Here is a 24,282-nt window from a genome sequence, read left to right as displayed (position 1 = left end):
GGACGCGGCGGCCGTGCGCCCGGAGAGCCGGGCCCCCGCACCGTCAGTGGTCGGCCTCGTGGGGGGTGGGTTCGCCGCCGTAGTGGTCGACGTGGTCGGTGTAGTCGATGAAGCGAGGGGCGTCGGGGTCGAAGGGCCGCTCCAGCGCCTCGAAGGCCTTCTTCTTGTCCCAGCCCTGGAGCTTCCCGACCGCCGAGCGGTCCTCCAGGTCGTGGTAGTCGAGGACTGGCTCGGCAAGCTCCCACGCCTTCAGTCCCCGCTCGGTGCGGACGATGACCGAGGAGTACTCCTCGCTCGACCCGACGGAGCCGACGGTGAGGTCGGCACAGAAGCCGGTGAAGTCGGCGCACTCGTCACACCCCTTGAGTGCGGCGTCGTGGAAGTGCTCGATGTCCTCGGTGAGGATCCTGTTGCCGTCGCGGTCGTCGACCATCAGCTTCCCGTGGAGGACGTCCATCTTGCCGACCTCGTCGATGTCGATCCCGCGTTTCTCCTCCAGTTGCTCGCCGACGAGCTGCTCGTAGTTGAAATTCTTCGTACACATCAGCGCGATCGTGTAGTCGATGGCGCGCACGCCCGCCTCCTGGGAGCCGTACTCCCACTCGAAGTCCTGCAGGGCGCGGATCCCCTCGATCTCGCAGGGAGTGCCCACGAGCGCCAGCGACACCTCCGCCCAGGGTTTCTCGAACTTGTCCTCCCACTGCGAGAAGTCCAGATGGCCGAGCGCCATCGTCTGGCTGTAGATGGTGCCGGTGTTCTCGACCAGCTCCTCGGGGGAAGTGGCCATGAAGCCCTCTGCTTTCCAGGGATCGTCTTCGGATTCGGTGGCGATCAGCGCGCCGTCGATCGCTCCGGCCTCCATCAGCCGGATGAGGATACCCGTGACGGCGCCGCCGTCCTGGGAGCTGTGGCGCCAGTCGTCCTCGACCCGGGCGGAGAACTCCGTGATGGGGTCACCCGCGCCCTTGACGTTGTCCTCGCCGCCGGTGATCTTCCACTGGCGCTCGTAGCGGAGCCCGCCGCGGGGACAGAAGTCCCAGCACAGCGAGCAGCCGGTGCACATCTTCACGAGTTCGGGCAGGTCGTCGTCGCCGATCCCGATGGAGTCCGAGGGACAGGCCGCGACGCAGGTGCCACACTGGATGCACCGCCCCTCGTCGATGACGGCCGAATCCAGCTCCATGAACCACGTCTTGTCGTCGGGCTCGTCGATGTCGTTCATCTCCGCGCGGATGCCGTAGCCCGGCGTGTCGAGGTCGACCCCCTCGGGCGCGTCGACCCGGCGGTCCGGCCGGTCGGTGTCGCCGTGCTCCTCGCCGGGCAGCGCCTGGCTGACCCCCTCCTGTGGCTCGGTGAACTCCAGGTCAGTCAGCTCGCCGTCCGCGGTGACATTCGTTGGAGTCCCGCCGGCGGCGTCCGCGCCGGCACCGTCTGCCACCGGGCGCCCGCCGGCGCTTCCGCGGTTGCCGGCACGCTCGCCGGCGTCCACGTGGTTGCCGGCGCTCCCACGGTCGTCGGCGCCGCAGGTACAGCCGTCGTCGCTACACTCTCCGCTCGTGGCCCTCTCGCCACCGGGGTCCCCGCTTGCCGGGATCGACCCTGTGGCGTCGCTCGTACGGTCCCCGCCGGAGACGGGCGGGACGCCGGGGCCGTCCGTGCCGGCCTCCGGGACGCCCGGCAGCGGTCCGTCGCGTCCGGGCCGGTCCGCGCTCCCCGCCGGGTCCGCCTCCGTCGCCGGGCCCGGGTCGGGCGTCGGGTCCGACTCCGGCGTCGAGTCCGCGCCCGCCCCCGCCGCGTCCTGTTCGCTCCGGGTCGCACCGGGTTGCCCCATTCCCGGGGCGTCCTCGACGAGTTCGGGCTCGTCAGTCCCCATGTGCCACCCCGCCGGAGACGTTGGCGTCGGCCCGCTCCATCACCGACCGCAGGCGGTCGTTGCCGACGCGGCGACACCAGGCGTAGAATCGCTCGCCCTCCTCCCGGTTCTCGGTGTAGGCACCGAACAGCTCCTCGATGGCCGGGATGACGGCGTCCGCGGGGACGGCGTGTTCTACCCAGTCGAGGAACTCGTTGTCCGTCCCGAGGCTGCCGCCGAGGCCGAAGTCCATCCCCTCGACGATATTGTCCCCCTCCTCGTTGGTGGTGCCTTCGGGGTCGTCGATCTGTACGGTTTCGCCCCGGAAGCCGATGTCCGCGATCTGCGGTTGCGCACAGGAGGCCGAGCAGCCGGACATGTGCATCCGCACCACGTCGAGGTCCTCGGGCGTGTCGACCCGGCGGTCGAGCGCCTTCGCCCACCGCCGGACGCGGTTTTTCGTCTCGATGATCCCGTAGTTGCAGAACTCCGAACCCGTACAGCCGACCGCGCCCCGCGAGAAGGGGCCGGGGTCGGGCCGGTATTTCCGGGCGAACGGCTCGTCGAGCAGGTCGCCGACGCGTTCCTCGGGGATGTGAGTGACGAGGAAGTTCTGGTCGGTCGCGAGACGGACCGACGCCTCGTCGGTACCGTACTTCTCTGCGGCGCGGGCCGCAGCGGCGAACTCGTCGCCGCCCATCCGGCCGGCGATGACGTTGAAGCCGACGTACTTCAGGCCGTCCTCGCGCTGGTCGTGGACGCCGACGTGGTCGCCGGTGTACCCCTCGGTGAGGTCCACACCCCGGGACGGGAGGTCGACGCCACACCGGTCGCGGACGGCCTCCTCGAAGGCCTCCGTGCCCATCTGCTGGACGAGATACCGCATCCGGCAGACGCCGCGGTTATTGCGGTCGCCCAGTTCCTTGAACGTCTGGGCGACGGCCCGACAGAACTCCACGGCGTCGGCCGGCGGGACGAAGACGTCCATCGGCGTGGCCATCCGCGGCCCGTCCGAGAGCCCGCCGCCGACCCGGACGTGGAAGCCGTACTGCCACTCGCCGTCGGAGCTACCCTCCGACGAGCCTCCGCTCGCGCTGCTCGCGGAGACGCCGCCGAGTTCCTTCTTCGCGGGGGTCATCCCGACGTCGTTGATCTGGGACTGCCCGCAGTCGTGGGTACAGCCCGTGACGGTCAGCTTGAACTTCCGCGGGAGGTTGGCGTACTCCCTGTTTTTCGTGAAGAAGTCCGACACGGCGTCCACGACGGGCTGGGCGTCGAAGGCCTCGTGCTCGGAGAGGCCCGCGGCCGGACAGCCGAGCACGTTGCGCGCGGAGTCGCCACAGCCCTGGACCGTCGTCAGCCCGACCTCGTCGTACCGGTCCCAGACCTCGGGCATGTCCTCGACCTCGATCCAGTGCATCTGGACGTCCTGGCGGGTCGTGATGTCCAGGAAGGCGTCGCCCCAGATCTCGTTCTGTTCCTCGCCGCCGTGCTCGGGCGGGGCGGTGGCGTACTCCTCGGCCACTTCACCGATGACTTCGGCCTGCTCGGGCGTGAGGTAGCCGCCGGGCACCTTCGTCCTGAGCATGAAGTAGCCCCGCTGGCGGCCGTGGGCGTACATCCCGGCCCACTTGAGCCGCTCCCACTCGCCGTCGCCGGCGTACTCCTCGATCTCGTCGAAGGACATCCCCTCTTCGGCGTAGGTCTCGACGTCCTCGATGACGTCCAGCGGGTGTTTCTCCTCTTTCCATTCTTCGACCGTGTTCATGATATCAAAGCAGCCGCCGGTCGCCGCTGCTTGTGGGGACACACACCCGCGGCCACTTCACCGCGCCCCTCACGGCCAATACCGCCCCACTTCCGCCGTTACGGAGAGTGTTGCCGGTTCGCTTCGCGCGCAGCCCCGGCGCTGGACGGGAGAGCCCGGGGCTCGCCGGACACGTACCACGGGCCGGACACGTTCGCGTCCGGGATACCGGTCAAAATGGCTGGTAGGGCGGTCAGTCGACCAGCCTGTCGACGACCGCCTCTGGGTCGAAGCGCTCGAGGTCGTCGTAGTCCTGGCCGGTCCCCAGAAAGAGGATCGGCTTGCCGGTCACGTACGCGATGGAGATGGCGGCCCCGCCCTGCGGGTCGGCGTCGGCCTTCGTGAGCACCGAGCCGTCCGTCCCGGCGGCCTCGTCGAACTCCCGGGCGCGGTTGACGGCGTCCTGGCCGGCGACGGCCTCGTCGACGAACAGCGTGAGGTCGGGCTCGACCACGCGGTCGATCTTCGCGAGCTGGTCCATCAGCCCCTCGCTCGTGTGCAGCCGGCCCGCCGTGTCCCCGAGCACCACGTCCACGTCGTTGGCCTCGGCGTACTCCACGGCGTCGTACAGGACGGCCGCGGGGTCCGACCCCTTCTCGTGGGAGATGACGGTCTTGCCCAGCGCGTCGGCGTGTTCCTGGAGCTGCTCGTTCGCGCCGGCGCGGTAGGTGTCGCCGTTGGCCAGCACCGACGAGAAGCCCCGCTGCTCCAGGTAGTGGGCCAGCTTGGCGATGGTCGTGGTCTTGCCGACGCCGTTGACGCCCGTGAACACGATGACCACGGGCCTCTCGGCCGCCTCGAGGTAGCTGTCGAAGTCGAACTGCCCGACGCTGATCACGTCGTACAGCGCCTCCCGGAGCGCGTCCCGGACCCGGTTGCCGGTCGAAGAGAGCCGGCGCCGCGTCTCGCCCACGAGATTTGCTTCGACGCCGTCGAGGATCTCCTGGGCGACCTCCATCTCGACGTCCGAGCGCAACAGCGCGAACTCCAGTTCATCGAGGTGGGCCTGGAGGTCGTCCTCGTCGATGACGGTCTTCCCGGTCGCCAGCAGCTTCGCCCGCTCGGCCAGCCCGCGCCCCCCGTCCTCGTCCGCGGCGTCGCCGTCGGCAGCCGCATCGGCGGGGGCCTCGCGGTCGGCCTCCCCCGCGGGCCCCGTCCCGCCGTCGGGCTCGTCCACGACTGCGGCTTCACCTTCTCCCCCGGGCGTGGCCTCGGCGCCGGCTGCTGCCGGCTCCGTGGCGGCCGGTTCGCCTTCGGGTGCGGACCCGGCTTCGGGAGCCGGCTCGGCCGCCGTGGCGGCCTCGCCGTCGTCGTCGGCCGCATCGCTGCCCTCTTCGGTTTCCCGGGTCTCGGCGTCCTCCTCGACGTCCTCCGTGAAGCTCGTGAGCTTCTCCTTGAGCCCGTCGAACATCGCCTACTCGTCCTGCTGTTGCTGGAGCTGCTGCATCTGCTGGGCCTGCATCTGCTGGGCCTTCTGCTCGAGTTCCTCGCTCTCGGACTCGAGTTCGGCCACCTCCGAGCGCAGGTCGTCGATCCGGTCGTCCAGCGTCTCCTTCTTGGATTCGAGGGTCTCGACCGCGCCGTCCTGGTCGCGCTCGGCCGCGTAGCCGCCGCCGAGTTCGACCGTCACCTCGTCGATGTCCTCGATGGTGGCCCGGAGGTAGGCGCCCCCGCCCAGCGGGACCTGCACCGTCGAATCCGTCTCGAGGCTGTTGATGGCCTCGATTGCCTCGTCGACCTCCTGTTTGCGGGTCTGGAGCCCCTCGATTTCGGCCTCGATGGCCTGCTGTTGCTCCTCGATGGCCTCGAGCTGCTGGGCGAGCTCCTGGAGTTCCTGCTGGCCGCCGCCACCACCCAGGCTCATGCCCGGACCCCCTCTATTTCGATCTGCGTGCGCTTGAGCCCGTGTCGCGAGCCGAACTCGGCGTAGGCGTGCTCGGTCGCCACGTCCTCGTTCTCGGCCTGGATCTCCGTCTCGAAGGACTGCCAGCCGTCGCGGGCCTGCCACCGCCCGCTGACCGTGTACGTTTCCATATGCACGGGTGGGGTGCCGAGTCAGAAGAGCCTTGTCATACCGCCAGTTGCAGGGCCGACGCGTCCCGGCCGGACCGTGGCCGCCGGTCCGCACTCGCCAGCGCCCGCCGCCGCCGCGCTCAGGGCCCGGCGTAGCCGAGTGCGCTGTCGATCCGGCCCAGCTCCGGCCCGGTGGTCTCCTCGCCGACCACGTAGCCGTGGCTGTTGGCGACCAGCCCCGACCCCACCAGCGGCGCGCCGTAGTTTATCGTGCCGATGTCGGCGGGCACGCCCAGAAGCTCCTCCAGCCGGTCGAGTTCCTCGTCGGTCGCACGGGGGTGACAGAGCACGCCCTTCGAGGTGGCGGCCGCCGCCGTGCCGACCGTGTTGACGCCGGCGATGTCGCCGCGCTCGACGGGGACATCCAGCCCCTCGCGGACGGCCTCGACCGCCTCGCGGGGGAGCTCGGGGTGGACGTAGGCGCCCTCGTCGGTGGCGACGACGACGTTGCCGGCGGCGTTGATCCGCCCCGGGAGCTCGGTCACCGGGAGGTCGACCGCGTCGACGATGCGCCGGCGCTCGCGCTCGCGGACCCGGCTGCTCACCAGCAGCCCGTTCCCGTTGCCCGCGGCGAGCGCGCCCACAGTTCCGGAGCCGCCGACGGTCGTCGGGACGGCCGGGACGCCGAGCTCCTCGGCGCAGTCCTCGCGCAGCCCGGCGTCGATGTCGGGCCGGACGAGCAGGCAGTCGTCGGTGGCTCTGGCGAAGACACCGACGTACGACGACCCGGAGAAGGCGGCACGGAGCACGTGTCAGGGGGCCCTACTCCGCGGTTTCGGCTTCGACCACGCTCTCGCCCTCCTCGTCGAAGCGGGCGGCACGTACCCGAAGCTTGCGCGGCGGGCTCGACTCCGCCCAGACCGCGCTGTTGATCGAGGGATCGAGCCTGACCGCCTCCTCCTCGACGGAGAAGTGCTGGGCGAGGTGTTCGCGGATGATCCCCATCGCGGCGTTTGCCTGTTCGTGTCCGGCCTCGACGCGCGCGTCGCGGAGCGGGACGGTCACGACCCGCTCTTCGAAGTCACCGGCGCTCATTCGTCGGTGTCACTCCGCCGCCAGTTGCGCCGCTTGGGGTTGCGCTGCACGTCGCGGTCGGTCTTGAGCATGACCCACGCGGGGACGCGGTTGTTCTGCCGCTCCAGTTTCGCCAGCCGCTTCTTCTTGGCTTTCGACTTCTTGCTCATAGTGGTCACCCCTTTCCGGTCGTCGGTTAAATGTGTGTTCCTTCGCACGGGCGTTCGGCCAGCCCGGACGAGGGCGAGCGCGACCATCGCGCCGACTCGCGGCGGCTCGGGGCGTATCCCGGGTCCCACGGACAGGTCGTGTGCCGTGGTACCGCTGCTCCCCCACACTCTTCCGGACCGCCGCCCCGCCTCCGACATGGCGACCCGGGAACTCACCTCGGAGTCCGACCGCCGGGAGGCCGTCCCGATACTGCGGCAGCTGTGGACCGACGCCGACCCCGAGGAGATACTGGCGTGGACCGGCGAGGAGGAGTACCGCCTCTTCGGGCGGTTCGACGGCGAGGACCTGGTCGGCGTCGCCGGCGTGCTCGTGGCCGACCACCTCCATCACGTTCGTCACGCGTGGCTCTACGACCTCGTCGTCGACGAACCTCGCCGCGGCGAGGGGCACGGGAGCGCGCTGCTCGCCTTCGTCGAGGAGTGGGCGAGCGAGCGGGACTGCGACCGCGTCGCGCTGGCCTCGCCGCTGAACCGGGAGGCGGTCCACGACTACTACGAACGCCGCGGGTACGAGCGCTGGGGGTACGTCATCGAGACGGACCTCTGATCCCCGGCGTCATAGTGACTGCTGTAAGTCATTTCGGTATCGACCGCCCGACTGCGGGCGGTCGAACCGGTAAACAGTTACAGCAATCACTATCAGACGAACGCCAGCGGGACCATCAGTGCGACCCCGACGGCCAGTCCCGCGGCCAGCTCGGGCCGGCCGCCCCGCGGGAGTTCCCGCCCGTCCTCGAGGGCCTCGGGGATGAACTCGGTCGCGACGAGGTAGACCATCGCCCCGGCCGCGAAGCCGAAGCCGAAGGGGAGAAACTCCCGGGCCAGCGTCACGAAGTAGTAGGCGATGACTGCGCCGACGGGCTGGGGCAGGCTCGAGAAGACTGCCCACCAGACCATCCGCCACTCGCTGACGCCCATCGACCGCAGCGGGATCGACACTGCCACCCCCTCCGGGATGTTGTGGATGGAGATCGCGACGGTCATGAAGACGGCCAGCACCGGCAGCGTCAGCCCCAGGAGGGCGACGGTCTCCCCGTCCGGTACGCCTGCCAGCCCGAGTTCCGCGAAGGAGACCCCGACCGCGACCCCCTCCGGGAAGCTGTGGACCGTCAGGATCCCGAGGATGAGCACTAGCTTCTTGAAATCGGCCTCTTCGTACTCCGTGGGGTGGACCTCCGTCCGGTCGAGCAGCTCGTGGCCGACGACCACGAGCACGACTCCGGCGGCGAGCCCGGGGCCGATGGCCACCGCGGCGTCCACGAGCGTCCCGTCGACGACCGCGAGCCCCTCCTGGACCAGCCCGAACACCGACGCCGAGACCATGATCCCCGACGCCAGCCCCCAGAGAACCACGTTCCAGCGCGAGCTGATGTCGTCGAAGAAGAAAAACGGGAGCGCCCCCAGCCCCGTCGCCAGCGCCGTCGCGAGCCCGGCGAGAAACACCACCACCACGTTCTCGAGGACGACCATACCTGACGGTAGTCCCGCTTCCCCACTTAACTATCACGAAGTTGATGTTTTTGGCCGCCCTAAAGCTGTCCGGGACCCGCTCCGGCGTCACCCCGGATCGCCCGGTGAGAGGGGGACAGCGGAGACTGTCCGGTACTCCGGTCCCTCGTCGGTGAGCACGCTCTCGGTCAGGCGGATCTCGTCGACGTCCAGCCGGCCCGCGTCGGGGTCCCGGGTCTCGACGACCTCCTGGACGAGGTCCTTCCCGCCGGCGTGTTCCATCCGGGCGAGGGTGACGTGTGGCGTGAAGTCGTGCTCCTCCGGCTCGAAGCCCATCGCGACGGTCCGGTCCTCGATGGCCTCGTGGAGCCGGGTCAGCTCGTCGCCGCCCTCCCGGACCCCGAGCCAGACGACGCTGATGTACCCCAGGTGCGGGAACACCCCCAGCCCGCCGAATTCGGCGGTGAAGGGGCCGACGCCGCTGTCGGCGACGGCCCCGACCAGCTCGTCGGTCAGGTCGTCGGCGCGGTCCTCCTCGACCTCGCCGAGGAACTTGAGCGTGACGTGGGCCTGCCCGGGGTCGACGAAGTTCAGCCCGTCGGCCCCCTCGAACTGCTCCTGGACGGCCCGGACCTGGCTGGCCAGCCCGTCGAGGTCGACGCTGACGAACAGTCGCATACCGGACCTTCGGGACGTAGCCCTTAACCTTCCGCCTGCCGAACCGGAGGTATGGACGACCCACACGAGGACCGCGACCACGAGTTCTCGGAGGGGCAGGGCTTTTCCGACCCCTACGACCCCTTCGACCTCGACCCTCCGGAGCTGGACGCCGGCCCGGGCCAGGTCGACCCCGTCGACTCGCACGTCCTCACTGACCTGCTCGACGGCGAGCAGGTCGTCGCCGAGCAGGTCGACCCCGAGCGGCTGCTGGACGTCGGCCTGGAGTACATGGGGATCAACCGCCACGAACAGGCCGCCGACACCTTCGAGCGCGTCGCCCACTTCGCCGAGGACGACCTCGTCGAGCAGGAAGCCTGGGTGAACAAGGGCGCCGCCCACGCCGAACTCGAGGAGTACGACGCCGCCATCGGCGCCTACGAGGAGGCGCTGGACATCGACGACGAGTCCGAACACGCCGCCGCCGCGGAGACGAACCTCGCCTACGCGCTGTGGGAGTTCGGCCGGGCCGAGCAGGCCCTGGAGCACGCCGAGCGGGCCGTCGAACTCGACCCCCGCTTCGGCCAGGCGTGGTACAACCGCGGCTTCTTCCTCAACGAGCGCGGCCTCCACGAGGACGCAGTCAACGCCTTCGACAACGCCCAGCGGCTCGGCTTCCGCAGTGCCGACCTGCTGGAGGAGAAAGCCGTCGCCCTGGAGGCGCTGGGCGAAGACGAACGCGCCGAGGAAGTCGCCGAGCAGGCCGAAGAGCTGCGCCAGGAACAGGAACAACAGCTCGTCGACGGCGACGACGAGCGGCTGCTGGAATGACGCTTTTGCTCACCGAGCGCGACACCGACGAGGGGTTGCTGGTCTCGGTCTGTGACGCCGACATCCTCGGTGAGTCCTTCGAGAACGGTACGGTGTCGCTGACCGTCGAGGAGGAGTTCTACGGCGGGCAGGAGGCCAGCGAACAGGAGGTCGTCAACAGCCTCGCCAGCTGCACGACCGCCAACATCGTCGGCACCGAGGCAGTCTCGCTGGCCGTCGAGCACGGCTTCGTCGAGGAGGAGAACGTCCTCGACCTGGGCGGGACGCGCCACGCACAGTTGCTCTGGATGTGAGGCCAGCGGGGGCTTCGCTGAGTTCCCCTCGAGCGGGTCGCCACTTTGCGTTCCACAAACTGTTTTTCGGCGAACCGAAATGATGTTGGTCGTGGAGCCCGTCGTTCCGGTAATGGGAGCGCAATCTTCAGACCTGCTCGACGTCGAGCGGATACGCGAGGACTTCCCGATCCTCGAGCGGGAGTTCGGCGGCGAACAGCTCGTCTATCTCGACAACGCCGCGACCTCGCAGACGCCGGAACCGGTCGTCGAGACCATCGCGGACTACTACCGGACGACGAACGCCAACGTCCACCGCGGGCTCCACCAGCTCAGCCAGGAGGCCTCGATCGCCTACGAGGAGGCCCACGACCGCGTGGCGGAGTTCATCGGCGCCGAGGGTCGCGAGGAGGTCGTCTTCACGAAGAACACCACCGAGTCGATGAACACCGTCGCCTACGCCTGGGGGCTCGCGGAGCTGGGGCCGGGCGACGAGGTCGTGATGACGGAGATGGAACACCACGCCGCGCTCGTCACCTGGCAGCAGATCGCCAAGAAGACGGGCGCGGAGGTGAAGTACATCCGGGTCGACGACGAGGGCTACCTGGACATGGACCACGCCCGCGAGCTGGTCACCGACGACACCGAGATGGTCAGCGTCGTCCACGTCTCGAACACCCTCGGAACCGTGAATCCCGTCGGCGACCTCGCGGACCTGGCCCACGACCACGACGCGCTCTGTTTCGTCGACGGCGCCCAGTCGGTCCCACACATGCCCGTCGACGTTCAGGACATCGACGCCGACTTCTTCGCCTTCTCGGGGCACAAGATGTGCGGCCCGACGGGCGTCGGTGTCCTCTACGGGAAGGAACACCTGCTCGAGGAGATGCAGCCGTACCTCTACGGGGGGATGATGATCTCGAAGGTGACCTTCGAGGACTCCACCTGGCACGAACTCCCCTGGAAGTTCGAGGCCGGCACGCCCCCGATCTGCCAGGGGATCGCGCTCGCGGAGGCCTGCGATTACCTCGAGGACATCGGGATGGACAGGGTCCGCCGCCACGGCGAGGAGCTCGCCGCCTACGCCCACGACCGGCTCGAGGAGCTCGGGGACGTCGACGTGTACGGCCCGCCGGGCGACGACCGCGCGGCACTGGTCTCCTTCAACCTCGGTGACGTCCACGCCCACGACACCTCCGAGATCCTCAACGAGTTCGCCGTCGCGGTCCGTGCCGGCGACCACTGCACCCAGCCGCTGCACGACAAGCTCGGCGTCGCCGCCTCCGCGCGGGCCTCCTTCTACATCTACAACACGCGGGAGGAGGTCGACAAGCTGGTCGACGCGCTGGAGGCGACCCGCGAGCTGTTCGCCTGACTGGACGACCCCGAGCGGAGCGAGACGCGAACGGAGTGAGGGTCTCGGAAACGCGAACGGCGATGCCGTGAGCGGAGCGAGGGGTCGCTTTTTCGCCCACGGTTTTCGAGGAGTGGTCGCCGGCGGCGACCCGACGAGAAAACGGTGGTCTCACAACACGCGGGAGGAGGTCGACAAGCTGGTCGACGCGCTGGAGGCGACCCGCGAGCTGTTCGCCTGCGGCGCCGGTATCACCGCGACATTCATCCGTCCCCTCCCGATACTGTTAGTATGGCAACAGTTGGGCCCCGGGAAGCCCTGGCGTACGCGCTCGGTCGGGAGATGGCGGTCCTCTACGCCGTCGTGGTCGGCGGCTACGTGGGGCTGATCCTGGGCGCGTGGTTCGGAGCCAACTGGGCGCTCCGGGGTGGCGGTGCGGGTCTCGTCGGGCAACTCCTCGCGGCGGCCCTGTTCTTAGCTGGCTTCGTGGCCCTCCTCGGGGGGCTCATCGGCTTCGTCTACAAGGTGATCGCGGACGCGAACGACGCAGCACGAGCCTGAACCACGCGCGATGGCGTGCGCCTGAACTGTACAGACAGTGCAGACAGTGACTGCACAGACAGCGCAGACAGTGACCGCAGTCCGGGTGCTGTCCCGGCTACTCGAGCCGGACGGCGGTCCCGTAGGCGATGACCTCCGAGGCACCCTTGGTTATCTCCGAGGTTTCCATGCGGACGTTGACGACGGCGTCCCCGCCCCGTTCGACGGCGTCGGCCTCCATCCGCTCGATCGCCTCGTCGCGGGCCTGCGAGAGCAGCGTCGAGTAGGCCTTCAGTTCGCCGCCGGCGAGATTCCTGATCCCCTGGGTGATGTCCCGCCCCACGTTCCGCGCCTTGACGATGTTCCCGCGGGCGATCCCGAGCACCTCGACGACCTCGTGTCCCGGGACCGTCTCGGTCGTGACGGTCGCGACGAGCGAGGGCTGTACAGCTGCAGTTTGTGATTCAATTGACATTATACATCTGTACGGCGGCCGGTGATATAGCTCTAGCAGTGGCCCGTGTTCACACGCGGTGGCTCCGGGCGAGTCTCTGCTCGAGGATTTCACGCCAGTGGAACCCGCTGTCCGGCCGGGTCGTCGGTGGTAACCCGTGGCCGGCGGCCGGCCGGTTCAGGGCTCGATGAGGTCCTCGATGGCCCCGCCGGTCCCGGAGGCGACCCACCGCTCGACGATCTGTCCGTCTTCGAACCGGTACCAGGTGAGGCCGCTCTCCAGAGCTACCTCCTCACCGGTCTCGGCGTGGGTTCCCGCCCAGGAGTACCGCGCGGCCACCTCGTCGCCCTCGGCCATCACGGCCTCGATGGTGACTGTCAGGTCCGGAATGGCCTCCCAGACCGCCCGGTAGAACGCCGCCAGCTCCGCCAGTCCGTCGGCGTCCGCGCCGTGGAGGGTGAGGTCCTCGCTGTAGCTGTCGAGATACCGCTCGCGGGTCTCGGGGTCGTTGTGGTACTCGATGGATTCCCGCAGGACGGCCACGTTGTCGGACTCGGACATGGTCACCGAACCGAGTCCACGCACCTCAAACTACCGACCCGGACGCCACTGAAGGGGCGACCCCGCCAGCCGCCGACAGGGTTAGGTGGCGAGCGCCCGGCCGGCCGGGCATGGAGGAGATCACCACCGACGAGGCACCGGCGAGCATCGGCCCCTACTCCCAGGCGGTCCGGGACGGCGACACCGTCTACACCTCCGGCCAGGGCCCTATCGACCCCGAGACTGGCGAGGTGCTCGACGGCGACATCGCCGAGCAGACCGCGCTCACCCTGGAGAACATCGCCGCCGTCTTAGAGGCCGCGGGCACCTCGCTGGACAACGTCCTGACGGCCACCGTCTACGTCGGGGACATGGACGACTACGGCGCGGTCAACGACGTGTACGCCGAGTACATGAGTGAGCCGTTCCCGGCCCGGAGTGCGGTCGAGGTGGGCGAATTCCCCGTCGACGTCGGCGTCGAGATCGAGGTCGTCGCAACCATCGAGTGAGGTGTCGGTGGTGGTGTTTGCTGGACAGATTCCGAGAATGAACCGGTGGGCACGCGCTGTCGCGGCTCCGGCCGCGACGACACTGTGCGAGGGATGAGCGAGCGAGGGAGTCCCGTGACCGAGTGAGCGAATCGGCTGGGGAGGTACGTGGCGTGCGTTGCGCGAGCGGAGTAAGCGCAACGAAAGTGCGAGTGGCGTGAGTCGCGAGCAGAGGGTAGGACTGAAAGGGGCGAGGCGTTGCGGGAAGCACGCTGACGCAAGCACGTGAGCGCTGCGAGCGCGCGCAGCGAGGCGCGCGACCGCAACGCCTCGGGGCTTTCCTGCTGTACCGAATCATAGTCACGAATACGAGTGCTGTCCCGGAAGGTGCCGGAGGCTATTTGCCCCGGTCGGTGCTACCGGCGGACATGCAACTCACGGATACCGCGTGGGCGGCCCGCCCCTACGGCGAGGTCGTCGACCTCGCGGAACAGGATGGGTCCGTTCTGGTCGTCCCTGTCGGCAGCCTCGAACAGCACGGCCACCACCTCCCGACGGCGACGGACACGCTGCTCGCGGACGCTGTCGCACACGAGGGAGCGACCCGGACCGACGCACCCGTCCTCGTCACCCCGCCGGTCTGGACCGGGCTCTCGCCACACCACATGCCCTTCGGCGGGACGGTCTCCCTGGAGCGGGAGGACCTGGCGACGCTGCTGGAGGGGGTCGCCGATGCCGCCCTCGAGAACGACTTCGACGCCCTCCTCTTCCTGAACGGTCACGGCGGGAACGCGGCGCTCGTCGAGTCGGTCCGTGCATCCGTCGGCGCCGACCACCCCCAGGCCGAGGTGTCCAGTCTCACCTACTTCGCGCTCGCGGAGGGTTTTGCCGACGAGATACGGGACTCCGGGGTCGGCGGGGCGGGCCACGGCGGCGAGTTCGAGACCTCCCTCATGCTCCATCTCCACCCCGACCTGGTCGACATGGACCGCGCCGCGGGGACGGCAATGGACGAGCACTACGACCTGGCCCGCCAGGACCTGTTCGTCGGCGGGCCGCTGGCGGTCTACCGGGAGTTCACCGAGTACTCCGAGTCGGGCGCCATCGGTGACCCCACTCTCGCGACCGCCGAGAAAGGCACCGAGCTGTTCGACCGCCTGTCCGACGAACTCGCAGGTCTGTACGGGGCGATCCACGAGCACAACCGCGAGTGACGCCGGGAGCGGCGGGACAGCCTGCACCCACGCAGCCGACAGGATGAATATCCGAGCGCGACCAGCGTGCGCATGGAGATCGCGAGCGTCGAGGCGACACCGGTCGAGGTCGACATCGAGCCCCGTAGCGAGCCCTACGGCGTCTCGCCCTACGTCGCGGGGTACACCACCTTCGAGGAGATCCTCCGGCTGGTCGTCCGCGTCGAGACCGTCGACGGGGTCGTCGGCTGGGGGGAGACGATGGCCGGGCCTGAGCCCAACGTGGCGATGGCCGCCATCGAGCACGTCATCGCTCCAGAACTCGTTGGCCGGCAGGTCTGGGAACTCGAGTCGGTGCTCGACGCCTTCGAGTACCCCTACATCGACCTCACGCCCTACGTCGGCGGCGTCGAGATGGCGATGTGGGACGCCCTCGCAAAGGAGAAAGGCGCCCCCCTCCACCAGCTGCTGGGCGGCAAGCGGACTGACGAGGTGCCCGTGGCGTACTGTCTGGGGATCACTGACCCCGAGGAGGCGGCGGCACAGACCCGGTGGGCCCGCGAGGAGGGGTTCGAGGTCCTCAAGACCAAAGGCGGACTCGACGTCGACCAGGACGTCGAACGCCTGACCGCGATGCACGAGGCCGTCGGCGGCGACGTCAAATTCCGGCTGGACGGCAACCAGACGATGAGCTTCGGCGAGGCCGTCGAGACCGGCGCCCGCCTCGAGGACGCGGGCGTCTACCTCCAGTACTTCGAGCAACCCCTCCGGGTGGACAACATCGGGGGGTACAAGCGCCTCCGCCAGCGGCTCCGGACTCCTATCGGCGTCAACGAGGACGCCTACCACGACCGCAACCTCTTCGAACTCGTCCGGGAGGACGCTATCGACGCGGCCGTGGTCGACATGGTCCCCGTCGGCGGCCTCCTCCCCACGAAGAAGCTGATGGGCCTGCTCGACGAGGGAAACGTCTCGGTGGCCCACCACTCGAGTTTCGACCTGGGGATCAAGACCGCCGCAGTCCTCCATTTCGTCGCCGCCTCGCCGGTGATGGACCTGCCGCCGGACCGGGTTAACTACGCGCTCGCCGACGACGTGGTCGAGGACCGCTTCGAGGTCTCCGACGGCGCGATGACCGTCCCCGACGGGCCGGGGCTGGGCGTCGATGTCTCCCGGGAGCGCGTCGAGGACCTGCGGGTCAGCGGCGGGGAGGGGATCACCTACGAGGTCTCGCTGTAGCTGTGCTGTTTTAACGTCACCGCGGTCCCGTAGGCGATCACCTCGGAGCCGGCGTTGGCGATCGAGGAGGTCTCCATGCGGACGTTGACGACGGCGTCGGCACCCATCGACCGGGCGTCCTCCTCCATCCGCGCGATCGCCTCGTCGCGGGCCTTCGTCAGCAGCTCGGAGTAGGCCTTGAGTTCGCCGCCCGCGAGATTGCGGATGCTCTGGGTGATGTCCCGGCCGACGTTGCGGGCCTCGACGGTGTTGCCCCGCGCGATGCCCAGCGTCTCCTCGACCTCCTCGCCCGGGATCGTCTCGGTGTTGACCAGTTCCATGCCAGCTCTTCCGGCCGCGCTCACTTCAAGACACGCCCGGTCGCCGGCCTGTCGGCGCCTCGACGACACCGCGAAATCCGCGTGAGGCCCCCCAAGAGCCCGCGTGCTCCTCCGCCAGTATCTCAACCATACCGCGTGTACGCCGCCTATACTTACGGCAGAGTCCGGTGTAGCGCAACGGGAACGTCCCATGGCCCGTCCGCTCCGGCGCGTGCTCCCGGCCGTCGTGCTCGTCATCGCTCTCGCCACCGTCCCCGTCGCGGCTGGCGCCCAGCAGGTCGGCGGGTCGGTCACCGTCCCCCCGGGAACGACCCAGACCGGCGACATCTCGGTCGTCGGCGGGACGGTCGTGGTCGAGGGGACGCTGGACGGCAGCCTCAGCGGCTTCGCCGGCTCGGTGCTGGTCACCGGGACCGTCACCGGCGACGTCGAAGTCGCGGCGGGCTCGGTCACGATAAGCGGGACCGTCGAGGGCGACGTCGAGGCGGCCGCGGGCGCGGTGACGGTCACCGAGTCGGGCCGGGTCGGCGGGTCGCTGTCGACCGGGGCCGGCGACGTCAGCATCGACGGGTCTGTCGACGGTGACGTCGCGGCCGGCGCCGACCGGTTCTCGCTCGGTCCCACCGCCCAGGTCGGCGGGAACGTCAGATACGACGCCGAGACGGTCGACATCGCCGACGGTGCGACGGTCGGCGGCACCACCGAGCGCGTCGACGGGGTCAGCGTGGACGTCGACGTCCCGTTCGTCGGGGGTATCGACCTCGGGGACTCGCTGATCCCCTGGCCGCTGGGCTTCCTGCTCTCCTTTCTGACCAACGCCGTGCTCGGGGTCGCCCTCCTGCTCGGCGCTCCGCGGTTCGCCCGGCGCGTGACCGACACCGGAACCGGCCGGCCGGGGGTCAGCGCCGGCGTCGGCCTCGGGACGCTCGTCGGCATTCCGGCCGTGCTCGTCGCCCTCGCCATCACCATCGTCGGGATCCCGGTGAGCATCGCCGGGCTGCTCGTCTACTTCCCGCTGCTGTGGGTCGGGTTCGTCTACGGGGCCATCCTGACCGGTACCTGGCTGCTTGACCGTGCGGGCTACGACTCCCTGTGGGGCGGGCTCGCCGTCGGGCTGGCGCTGCCGGCGCTGGTCTCGCTGGTCGGGCTGAGCTGGCTGCTCGACCTCGCGTACCTGCTGCTCGGGCTGGGGGCGCTCGCCCTGTCTGCGCTCGCGCTCCGCCGCGGTGGCGGACACCGCCGCGGGGAAGGTGGCGGCGAGTCGGCCGAGGCGGCGCCCGGGAGCGAGCCGGCCTGAGGACGCCAGCGAGGCGGGGCTCCCGGGGAACCTTCATTTCGGGCGGGGGCGTGTTGCGTGCATGGACCTGCAACTCGATGCGGTCCCGATGACGCGGACGGGGCTGCAGGTCAGCGAGATCGCCTTCGGAACGTGGCGGTTCGCCCGCGAGACCGACCAGGGACGGCTGGAGGTCGACCGGGAGACCGCCGCCGACCTGCTCGACACCTACGCGGCCGCCGGCGGCCGCTTCATCGACACCGCCGACGTCTACGGCGACGGCGAGAGCGAGCGCTGGATCGGCAAGTGGCTCCGCGGGCGCGACCGCGACGAGTTCGTCGTCGCCTCGAAGGTCTACTTCCCGACCGGCGACGACCCCAACGCCGGCGGGCTCAACCGCAAGCACGTCCGCCGGCAGGTGCAGTACAGCCTCGAACGGCTCCGGACGGACTACATCGACATCCTCTACATCCACCGCTGGGACGAGGAGACGCCCGCCCGCGAGCTGATGCGCTCGCTCAACGCCCTCGTCGAGGAGGGGAAGGTCCACCACCTCGGTGCCTCCACGCTGGCTCCCAACGCCTGGCGGATCGCCCGTGCCAACGGGATCGCCTACCGCGAGGGGCTCGAACAGTTCTCGGTCACGCAACCGCGGTACAACGTCGTCAACCGGGAGATCGAGGGGGAGTTTCTGGACTTCTGTCGCGAGCGCGGGCTCGACGTCGCCTCCTGGAGCCCACTCGCCCAGGGCTTTCTCACCGGGAAGTACGACCGCGACGGCGGCGTACCCGGGGATGCGACGGCCTCTGACACGGAGGGGTGGGAGGACCGCTACCTGACCGAGGAGAACTTCGACGCGCTCGACGTCGTCCGGACGGTCGCGGAGGAGGTCGGCGCGACGCCCGCGCAGGTGGCCATCGCCTGGCAGCTCGAGCACCCCCAGGTCACCGCCCCCATCGTCGGCGCCCGGACCGTCGAGCAACTCGAGGAGAACCTCCGGGCCGCGACGGTCGACCTGAGCGCGGACCAGTTCGACCGGCTCTCGGAGGCGAAGGCCGGCCCCTTCGAGGACCTCCTATGAGCCTCGAGACGGCGGTCGAGCGGGCGACCTGCCCCGTCGCCGACGACTTCACCATCTCGCGGGGGACGACCGAGACCGCGACGACGGTCGTCGTCCGGGTCTCCGACAGCCGACACACCGGTATCGGCGGCGTCGCACCCGCCACCTACTACGGCGAGACGCCCGACTCCGTCGAGGCGGCCCTCCCGGACCTGCTGACGGCCGTCGAGGAGGCCGGCGACCCACACGCACAGCAGGCCATCGCCCGCCGGCTTGCCGACCTGGCACCCGAGGCTCCGGCGGCGCGGGCGGCCGTCTCCGCGGCCGTCCACGACCTCGCAGGAAAGCGGGCCGGCGAGCCGGTCTACCGCCGGTGGGGGCTGGACCCCGAGGCCGCCCCACCGACCTCCTACACCGTGGGGATCGCGGACCCGGAGGAGATGGCCGCCCGCGCCGCCCGCGCCAGCGATGCGGGCTTCGGGGTGCTGAAAGTGAAGGTCGGCACCGAGGACGACCGCGCCCGCGTCCGCGCGGTGCGGGAGGCCGCGCCCGACACGCGCCTGCGCGTCGACGCCAACGAGGCCTGGGAACCCCAGCGGGCCGTCGAGATGGCGGCGTGGCTGGCCGACCAGGGTGTGGAGTTCATCGAACAGCCCTGCCCGACGGTGGCGGGGCTCCGGCAGGTCCGGGAGGCCGGGCACCTCCCCGTGGCGGCCGACGAGTCCTGCGTGACCGCGGCGGACGTCCCCGCGGTCGCGGACGCGGTCGACATCGTCGTCACGAAACTCGGCAAGTGCGGGGGGCTTCGACCCGCAGCGCGACAGGTCGCGGCCGCGAACGCCCACGGTCTCGAGACGATGGTCGGCTGCATGGTCGCCAGCGACGCGGCCATCGCACCGGCCTGTCACCTCGCGCCGCTGTGTGACTACGCCGACCTCGACGGCGCGCTCCTGCTGGGAGAGGACCCCTACGAGGGGGTCCCCGTCGTGGACGGACGGATAGACCTGCGGGCGGTCGACGCGGGGACGGGCGTGCGGCCGGCGGAGTAGCGGGCTCCCGGCGGCGGCCGGCGACGGCCCGGAACCGTCGGGCACAAGCCCCCGCCGGTCCGCCCCCCGTCATGGGCATCGACGAACCCGACATCGACCCCGCACGGTTCCTGGAGGACGTGGAGATGCGCGTCGGCACCGTCCGCTCCGTCCGGGAGTTCCCCGAGGCCCGCAAGGACGTCTACAAACTGGAAGTCGACTTCGGCGCGGAGGTCCGGCAGTCCGCGGCGGGGCTGACCGACAACTACAGCCGGGCCGACCTGGAGGGCCGGCAGGTCGTCGCAGTCGTCAACCTCGGAACGGTGACCATCGCGGGCTTCGAGAGCCAGTGTCTCGTGGTGGGCGTCGACGACGCTGACGGGGACGTCGTCCACCTCCAGCCCGAGCGTTCCATCCCCGACGGAACGCGGGTGTACTGACCCGTGGCTGCCCGGGCGGCCACAGCCCGGCCTCGCTACAGCCACTCCGCGAAGGTCTCGGTCTCCCGGCTCAGCCGGATGTACTCCCGCTGCATGCCGGTGATGGCTCCGGCGAGGTCGGCGCCCTCGGCCAGCCGGTCGCGGACCGCCCGCTTCTTCCAGTCGCTCGGCGCCATCGCGGCGTACCGGCGAGCCTCGACCGGTTCGAGGTAGAACTCGATCCCCTCTTCCGGGAGGCCGGCCTCCCGGAGCCCGCGACGGGCGTGGGCGAACACCTCGTCGAATATCAGGTCGGCATTTCCAGTGCGCTCGCCGCCCGCGGTCACCCAGGCGAGGTCCGCGCGGATCCCGTCGCTGACGGCGTTGTAGAAGGATTCTTCGGCGGCCGACCAGGGGAGCTCGGCGATGGGGTGGTCGGCCGCGACCAGCCCGCGGACCAGCCCGGCCGTGAGCGCCTGCATCCCGACCACGTCCCTGACCGTCGGCTGGGTGGGGATGGGGCGGTACTCGATGCGCAGCGAGCGCTCGTCGCCGCCGCCGACCGGCTGGCCGCCCGCCACACACCGGAGCCACCGCCAGTACGTCGAGCGCTTGTGGGTGAACTCCCAGAGGTCGTCCTCCAGCCCCGCCCGCTCGCCGTCTTCCAGCCATTCCCGCAGGAAGGGAGCGACCAGGTCGTCGGCGACCACGCGGTCGGCGGTCTCTCCGGCGTCCGCGATATCGCTCGGCACGCGAACCTTCGGCGAGGGCGTGTGGTTGACCGACTGCTCGAACACCTCGATCCGGAGTTCGTGGGGCGTTTCGGCGACCAGCCCCTCGGGGTCGTCGGCGTCGGTATAGAGGTCCGGCGGGAGAAACGGGGAGTTCGCCGACAGCGCGAGCACGGGCCCGAGCGTGCGGATGGCGGCGTTGTAGTAGTCGGGAAAGGCCCCGGCGTCGGGAATCTGGAGGTGGGGCTGGATCGAGGTGGCCAGCGACTCGAAGAGGATACTCGGGAAGGCCGTGTCGGCGCCCGGAACGGCGAAGGGGAGGTCGCCGCCGGCCGCCTCCCGGATGTCGGCGTCGATGGCGAGATACCGCGGGTCCGGGCGCATGTTCTCGGGGACCGCGGTCGGCGCGTCCGGCTCGCTTGCCTCGCCTGTCCCGTCGGTCTCGCCCTCCGGACCGGTGCCAGCTCCGTGGTCGCGGGTCGCCTCGAGGTACGCCCGGCTACCCTCCGCCGGCGGCACCGTCCACATCGCGTCCAGCACCAGCTCCAGCCCGGCCTCGTCGGCCCCCTCGCGGGCCCGCTGGGTCCGCTCGCGGATCTCCTCGGCCTGTGCGGCCAGTCCCGCCGCGTCGAGGGGGTCGGGGTCGGTGTTCAGCTCCGCGTTGTGCAGGCCGAGTTCCTTGTTCGCTCCCCCCTCGAACACCCGGTCGGGGAGCGGCGCCAGCCGCCCGTCGCCGTCGACGGCGTAGACCTCCATTTCCAGCCCGACAGCGAAGCCGGGGCTGTCGAACTCGCCGGCCGCGATGGCCCGCTTCAGGTCCGCGGCCTGTGACTCGACGCGGGCGGCGAACTCCGCGGCGGTCGCCTCGGTCAGCGACTCCGCGACGAGCCCCAGGTCGTCCTCATCCACGGCCGCTCACCCACTCCCGTGTCCCGGCGCGGCGCGGCCGACCGGGCGCGTACGAACCCATACCCGGGGGTCGGTCCGGGGGAGTAAAAGTGTACCAGTCCGTCAGTAGACGGCCTCGCGGATCTCCTGGGCAAGCGTCTCGAACTGCGCGAGGTAGGCGCGACGCTCGGCCCGGAGGTCGGCGAGCTCGGCGGTGAACTCGTCGTAGTGGTCGGGCGGGTACAGCTCCCCGACGGGGACGCCGGGGACGTCCTCGGGTACCTCGAAGCCGAAGCGGTCGTCTGCCCGCCAGTCGACCTCGTCGCGGGCGACGCTGGTGAGGATGTTCACCGAGTCCTCGACGCCGATGTCCGCCTCCCCGGGCCCGACGTGGCCGGTGTTGATCAGGAAGGTCTCGATGTCGTTGTCCCGGACCAGCTCGTAGAAGCGGTTACCCTCCTCGCCCTCCGGGCCGACGATGAAGGGGTTGGTCCCGACCACGCGGATGGCCTCGCCGGCGGCGTCGGGGTCGCCGGCGCTGGTCTGGATCGATTCACCGAGCATGAAGGCGACGGCAGCCTGGCGGTCGTCCAGCCGGGCGACCGGCGGCATCAGGGGGTTGCGCGTAATAAAGAACAGCTGGTCGAGCCGGTCGAGGTCGATGTCCGCGCTCGCGCTGTCCAGACACGCTCGCCGGATGACCGCCCGGCCGTTCGTGGTGAGCGAGCCGTCGTCGAAGTCGACGCTGCCGTCCGGGGCGACGTCGACGTTCTCGAAGACCGCCGAGTCATCGGTGGCGGCGTCGTAGAGGGCTGGCTGTTCCTCCCGGTCGAGCCCGATGGTCTTGATGTACAGCCCCGCGCCCTCGCTGCCGGCCACGGTCCCGTCCGGCAGCAGGGCACAGACGTCGTCCTGGAGCATCTCCGCCCCTTCGGGGTCGTCGAGCCAGCAGCGGTGGCCGGTCAGCGTCGACTTGCCGGTCGCCGACAGCCCGAGGAAGGCCTGCCCGACCGTGGTCAGGCCGTCGTCACCGTTCCCCTCCTCGTCGCCGTCGTCGGTCTCGTGGTCGATGAACAGCCGCTTCGTGCCGGCGTGGATCCCCAGTCCACCCCGCTGTTTCGCGCGGTACATGTACAGCCGGAGGAAGGACTTCTTGGCCTCGCCGGTGTAGTCGCTGCCGAGCACGAAGGTCAGTCCGGCCTCGGGGAGTACGCGGATACGCCGCTTCTCCCACTCGGGAAGCTGGAGCGTCTGGAAGTCCGGCTCGGCGCCCTCTGGCGCGGGCTCCATGAGCTTCCCCCAGGCCAGGGCGATCCGGGCGAACTCGCGGGGGACGAAGAGCCGGCAGACGAAGGAGGTCTCGTGGTGGCGGCCGACCTGCCGGTCGAGGCAGACCAGGTCGCGTTCGTCCGCCACCTCGAGCGCCGCGTCGATGGCGTCCCAGTCGGCCTCGTCGAACTCGTGGTCGACGAGGTTTTTCGTGCGGTCGGCGCTGCGGGACTTCTGCTCGCTGACGTAGGCCGGGCTCCCGAACTCCGTGGTCGTCTCGTCGTGCTCGGCGAACTCGCGGAGCTCGGCGAACGTCGGCTCGTACGTCACGTTCGGTGCGGCCGCCGGGTCGGGGAATTCCTCGTGTAGTCCGGCCTGCTCCGCCCGTTGACGCGCCATGTACCCTCTCCAGTTCAGCGACCCGAATAAAGCTACGGAATCGTTCGCCCCGTGGGTCGTGCTTACACGCCGCCTTCCCGACGTTCGCGGGCGTTTCCCGGGACCTACCACCTGGCTTCCAGGTCGGTAACGGGCGGGTCACGGCCCGCTTTTGTCCCCCGCGGACCGACGGAGGGGTATGCACGCACGCCAGCCGACAGCCGACGCGGAGCGGCGATGACCGACGACCCACACGCCGGCCAGCCCGTCCGGACCGCCGGGGCCGAGCCCGAAGACGCCCGCGCCGGCGTGGTGCTCTGTCACGGCCGCGGGGCGCGGGCGGAGTCGATGCTCGACATCGCCCGCCAGGTCGACGTCGACGGCGTCGCCTACCTCGCCCCACAGGCCGTCCGCGGCACCTGGTACCCCAACTCCTTCATGGCGCCAATCGACTCGAACGAGCCCTACCTCTCCGGGGCGCTCGCCACCGTCGGCCGGACAGCCGAGCGGCTCACCGGGGCGGGCGTCCCGACCGAGCGCGTCGCAGTCGGCGGCTTCTCGCAGGGGGCGTGTCTCGCTACCGAGTACGCGGCGCGTAACCCCACCAGGTACGGCGGTATCGTCGCCCTCTCCGGCGGGCTGATCGGCCCGGAAGGCACCGACTTCGACTACGAGGGGTCGCTGGACGGGACGCCCGCCTTCCTCGGCTGTAGCGACGTCGACCCGCACATCCCCGTCGAGCGCGTCCACGAAACCGCCGAGGCGCTGGCGGCACTCGGGGCCGACGTGACCGAGGAGGTCTACGAGGGGATGGGCCACACGGTCGTCCCCGACGAACTCGCTCACGTCCGCGAGCTGGTCGCGGGGATGGTCGACTGACCGGCCAGCCCGGGGCCGTCGACGCCCCGGTCCGCGCGCCT

At 70.1% G+C, this 24,282-nt stretch carries 28 protein-coding genes; 13 read left to right on the top strand and 15 right to left on the bottom strand.

The genetic code is table 11. The annotated features are described in order from the left end of the window. Positions 1-43: 43 nt before the first annotated feature. The 8 genes from GN153_RS09460 to GN153_RS09425 form a co-directional block, all read right to left on the bottom strand. Positions 44-1,873 (bottom strand): Coenzyme F420 hydrogenase/dehydrogenase, beta subunit C-terminal domain, encoded by a 1,830-nt coding sequence (locus GN153_RS09460; protein ID WP_236544781.1) that lies wholly within the window; start codon positions 1,871-1,873, stop codon positions 44-46. Further along, on the bottom strand, positions 1,863-3,620 hold the full coding sequence (locus tag GN153_RS09455) for a nitrite/sulfite reductase (protein ID WP_159902004.1): 1,758 nt from the start codon (positions 3,618-3,620) through the stop codon (positions 1,863-1,865). The genes GN153_RS09460 and GN153_RS09455 overlap by 11 nt, the downstream gene beginning before the upstream one ends. A 232-nt stretch (positions 3,621-3,852) precedes the next feature. Beyond that, positions 3,853-5,070 (bottom strand): signal recognition particle-docking protein FtsY, encoded by a 1,218-nt coding sequence (gene ftsY, locus GN153_RS09450; RefSeq protein WP_159902002.1) that lies wholly within the window; start codon positions 5,068-5,070, stop codon positions 3,853-3,855. Between the two features lie 3 nt (positions 5,071-5,073). Continuing rightward, positions 5,074-5,523 (bottom strand): prefoldin subunit alpha, encoded by a 450-nt coding sequence (gene pfdA, locus GN153_RS09445; protein ID WP_159902000.1) that lies wholly within the window; start codon positions 5,521-5,523, stop codon positions 5,074-5,076. Then, positions 5,520-5,693 carry a 50S ribosomal protein L18Ae gene (gene rpl18a / locus GN153_RS09440; protein ID WP_159901998.1) on the bottom strand — a complete coding sequence of 58 codons (174 nt, stop codon included), beginning with the start codon at positions 5,691-5,693 and terminating at the stop codon, positions 5,520-5,522. The genes pfdA and rpl18a overlap by 4 nt, the downstream gene beginning before the upstream one ends. 119 nt (positions 5,694-5,812) lie before the next feature. Continuing rightward, positions 5,813-6,481 carry a translation initiation factor IF-6 gene (locus GN153_RS09435; protein ID WP_159901996.1) on the bottom strand — a complete coding sequence of 223 codons (669 nt, stop codon included), beginning with the start codon at positions 6,479-6,481 and terminating at the stop codon, positions 5,813-5,815. Positions 6,482-6,494: 13 nt separating this feature from the next. Next, entirely contained in the window at positions 6,495-6,767 is a 273-nt protein-coding gene (locus GN153_RS09430) for a 50S ribosomal protein L31e (RefSeq protein ID WP_159901994.1), read from the bottom strand. Then, positions 6,764-6,916, bottom strand: a complete 153-nt coding sequence (locus GN153_RS09425) for a 50S ribosomal protein L39e (protein ID WP_159901992.1) — start codon at positions 6,914-6,916, stop codon at positions 6,764-6,766. Before GN153_RS09425 ends, GN153_RS09430 begins: the two co-directional genes overlap by 4 nt. A 196-nt stretch (positions 6,917-7,112) precedes the next feature. On the opposite strand from GN153_RS09425, the gene GN153_RS09420 reads away from it, so the two are divergent. Continuing rightward, positions 7,113-7,523 carry a GNAT family N-acetyltransferase gene (locus GN153_RS09420; RefSeq protein ID WP_159901990.1) on the top strand — a complete coding sequence of 137 codons (411 nt, stop codon included), beginning with the start codon at positions 7,113-7,115 and terminating at the stop codon, positions 7,521-7,523. 92 nt (positions 7,524-7,615) lie between these two features. Here GN153_RS09420 and GN153_RS09415 read toward each other — a convergent pair whose 3' ends face one another. Together GN153_RS09415 and thpR are read right to left on the bottom strand one after the other, a co-directional pair. Beyond that, positions 7,616-8,446 carry a ZIP family metal transporter gene (locus GN153_RS09415; RefSeq protein ID WP_159901988.1) on the bottom strand — a complete coding sequence of 277 codons (831 nt, stop codon included), beginning with the start codon at positions 8,444-8,446 and terminating at the stop codon, positions 7,616-7,618. Positions 8,447-8,533: 87 nt separating this feature from the next. Further along, positions 8,534-9,103: an RNA 2',3'-cyclic phosphodiesterase gene (thpR, locus tag GN153_RS09410; RefSeq protein ID WP_159901986.1), complete on the bottom strand. Its 570-nt coding sequence runs from the start codon at positions 9,101-9,103 to the stop codon at positions 8,534-8,536. Positions 9,104-9,154: 51 nt separating this feature from the next. On the opposite strand from thpR, the gene GN153_RS09405 reads away from it, so the two are divergent. The 4 genes from GN153_RS09405 (at position 9,155) to GN153_RS09390 (ending at position 12,100) form a co-directional block, all read left to right on the top strand. Beyond that, positions 9,155-9,913, top strand: a complete 759-nt coding sequence (locus GN153_RS09405; protein WP_159901984.1) for a tetratricopeptide repeat protein — start codon at positions 9,155-9,157, stop codon at positions 9,911-9,913. Continuing rightward, on the top strand, positions 9,910-10,206 hold the full coding sequence (locus GN153_RS09400; protein ID WP_159901982.1) for a DUF424 domain-containing protein: 297 nt from the start codon (positions 9,910-9,912) through the stop codon (positions 10,204-10,206). The genes GN153_RS09405 and GN153_RS09400 overlap by 4 nt, the downstream gene beginning before the upstream one ends. Before the next feature lie 112 nt (positions 10,207-10,318). Beyond that, a complete protein-coding gene (locus GN153_RS09395) occupies positions 10,319-11,560 on the top strand; it encodes an aminotransferase class V-fold PLP-dependent enzyme (RefSeq protein ID WP_159901980.1) in 1,242 nt (413 codons plus the stop codon). 270 nt (positions 11,561-11,830) lie between these two features. Further along, a complete protein-coding gene (locus GN153_RS09390) occupies positions 11,831-12,100 on the top strand; it encodes a hypothetical protein (RefSeq protein ID WP_159901978.1) in 270 nt (89 codons plus the stop codon). A 97-nt stretch (positions 12,101-12,197) separates the two neighbouring features. On the opposite strand, the gene GN153_RS09385 is transcribed toward GN153_RS09390, so the two are convergent. Continuing rightward, the gene (locus GN153_RS09385; protein WP_159901976.1) at positions 12,198-12,554 is read right to left on the bottom strand and encodes a YbjQ family protein; all 357 of its coding nucleotides are present in this window, start codon (positions 12,552-12,554) and stop codon (positions 12,198-12,200) included. Between the two features lie 156 nt (positions 12,555-12,710). After that, positions 12,711-13,094, bottom strand: coding sequence for an ester cyclase (locus GN153_RS09380; protein WP_159901974.1), 384 nt, complete (start codon positions 13,092-13,094; stop codon positions 12,711-12,713). 110 nt (positions 13,095-13,204) lie between these two features. On the opposite strand from GN153_RS09380, the gene GN153_RS09375 reads away from it, so the two are divergent. The 3 genes from GN153_RS09375 to GN153_RS09365 all read left to right on the top strand — a co-directional run bounded on the left by GN153_RS09375 (position 13,205) and on the right by GN153_RS09365 (position 15,993). Further along, entirely contained in the window at positions 13,205-13,582 is a 378-nt protein-coding gene (locus GN153_RS09375) for a Rid family detoxifying hydrolase (RefSeq protein WP_159901972.1), read from the top strand. A 407-nt stretch (positions 13,583-13,989) separates the two neighbouring features. Next, positions 13,990-14,775: a creatininase family protein gene (locus GN153_RS09370; RefSeq protein WP_159901970.1), complete on the top strand. Its 786-nt coding sequence runs from the start codon at positions 13,990-13,992 to the stop codon at positions 14,773-14,775. A 72-nt stretch (positions 14,776-14,847) separates the two neighbouring features. After that, on the top strand, positions 14,848-15,993 hold the full coding sequence (locus GN153_RS09365) for a mandelate racemase/muconate lactonizing enzyme family protein (RefSeq protein ID WP_159901968.1): 1,146 nt from the start codon (positions 14,848-14,850) through the stop codon (positions 15,991-15,993). Here the strand turns inward: GN153_RS09365 and GN153_RS09360 are convergent. Continuing rightward, positions 15,975-16,313 carry a YbjQ family protein gene (locus tag GN153_RS09360; protein ID WP_159901966.1) on the bottom strand — a complete coding sequence of 113 codons (339 nt, stop codon included), beginning with the start codon at positions 16,311-16,313 and terminating at the stop codon, positions 15,975-15,977. The genes GN153_RS09365 and GN153_RS09360 overlap by 19 nt on opposite strands. Positions 16,314-16,503: 190 nt before the next feature. On the opposite strand from GN153_RS09360, the gene GN153_RS09355 reads away from it, so the two are divergent. The 4 genes from GN153_RS09355 (at position 16,504) to GN153_RS09340 (ending at position 20,117) form a co-directional block, all read left to right on the top strand. Further along, the gene (locus GN153_RS09355) at positions 16,504-17,610 is read left to right on the top strand and encodes a polymer-forming cytoskeletal protein (RefSeq protein ID WP_159901964.1); all 1,107 of its coding nucleotides are present in this window, start codon (positions 16,504-16,506) and stop codon (positions 17,608-17,610) included. A gap of 61 nt (positions 17,611-17,671) precedes the next feature. Beyond that, positions 17,672-18,670, top strand: coding sequence for an aldo/keto reductase (locus tag GN153_RS09350; protein ID WP_159901962.1), 999 nt, complete (start codon positions 17,672-17,674; stop codon positions 18,668-18,670). Further along, entirely contained in the window at positions 18,667-19,698 is a 1,032-nt protein-coding gene (locus tag GN153_RS09345) for a dipeptide epimerase (protein ID WP_159901960.1), read from the top strand. The genes GN153_RS09350 and GN153_RS09345 overlap by 4 nt, the downstream gene beginning before the upstream one ends. 71 nt (positions 19,699-19,769) lie before the next feature. Then, positions 19,770-20,117, top strand: coding sequence for a tRNA-binding protein (locus GN153_RS09340; protein WP_159901958.1), 348 nt, complete (start codon positions 19,770-19,772; stop codon positions 20,115-20,117). A 35-nt stretch (positions 20,118-20,152) separates the two neighbouring features. On the opposite strand, the gene GN153_RS09335 is transcribed toward GN153_RS09340, so the two are convergent. Then, the gene (locus GN153_RS09335; protein ID WP_159901956.1) at positions 20,153-21,736 is read right to left on the bottom strand and encodes a hypothetical protein; all 1,584 of its coding nucleotides are present in this window, start codon (positions 21,734-21,736) and stop codon (positions 20,153-20,155) included. Positions 21,737-21,838: 102 nt separating this feature from the next. Continuing rightward, positions 21,839-23,383 (bottom strand): phosphoenolpyruvate carboxykinase (ATP), encoded by a 1,545-nt coding sequence (locus tag GN153_RS09330; RefSeq protein WP_159901954.1) that lies wholly within the window; start codon positions 23,381-23,383, stop codon positions 21,839-21,841. 216 nt (positions 23,384-23,599) lie between these two features. On the opposite strand from GN153_RS09330, the gene GN153_RS09325 reads away from it, so the two are divergent. Continuing rightward, a complete protein-coding gene (locus GN153_RS09325; protein ID WP_159901952.1) occupies positions 23,600-24,241 on the top strand; it encodes an alpha/beta hydrolase in 642 nt (213 codons plus the stop codon). Positions 24,242-24,282 lie beyond the last annotated feature (41 nt).

Origin of the sequence: Salinirussus salinus, assembly GCF_009831455.1 — an archaeon.
GTDB classification, from domain to species: Archaea; Halobacteriota; Halobacteria; order Halobacteriales; family Haloarculaceae; genus Salinirussus; species Salinirussus salinus.
Note: the sequence above shows the minus strand (reverse complement) of the source record. Positions and strands in the feature narration are given on the sequence as shown.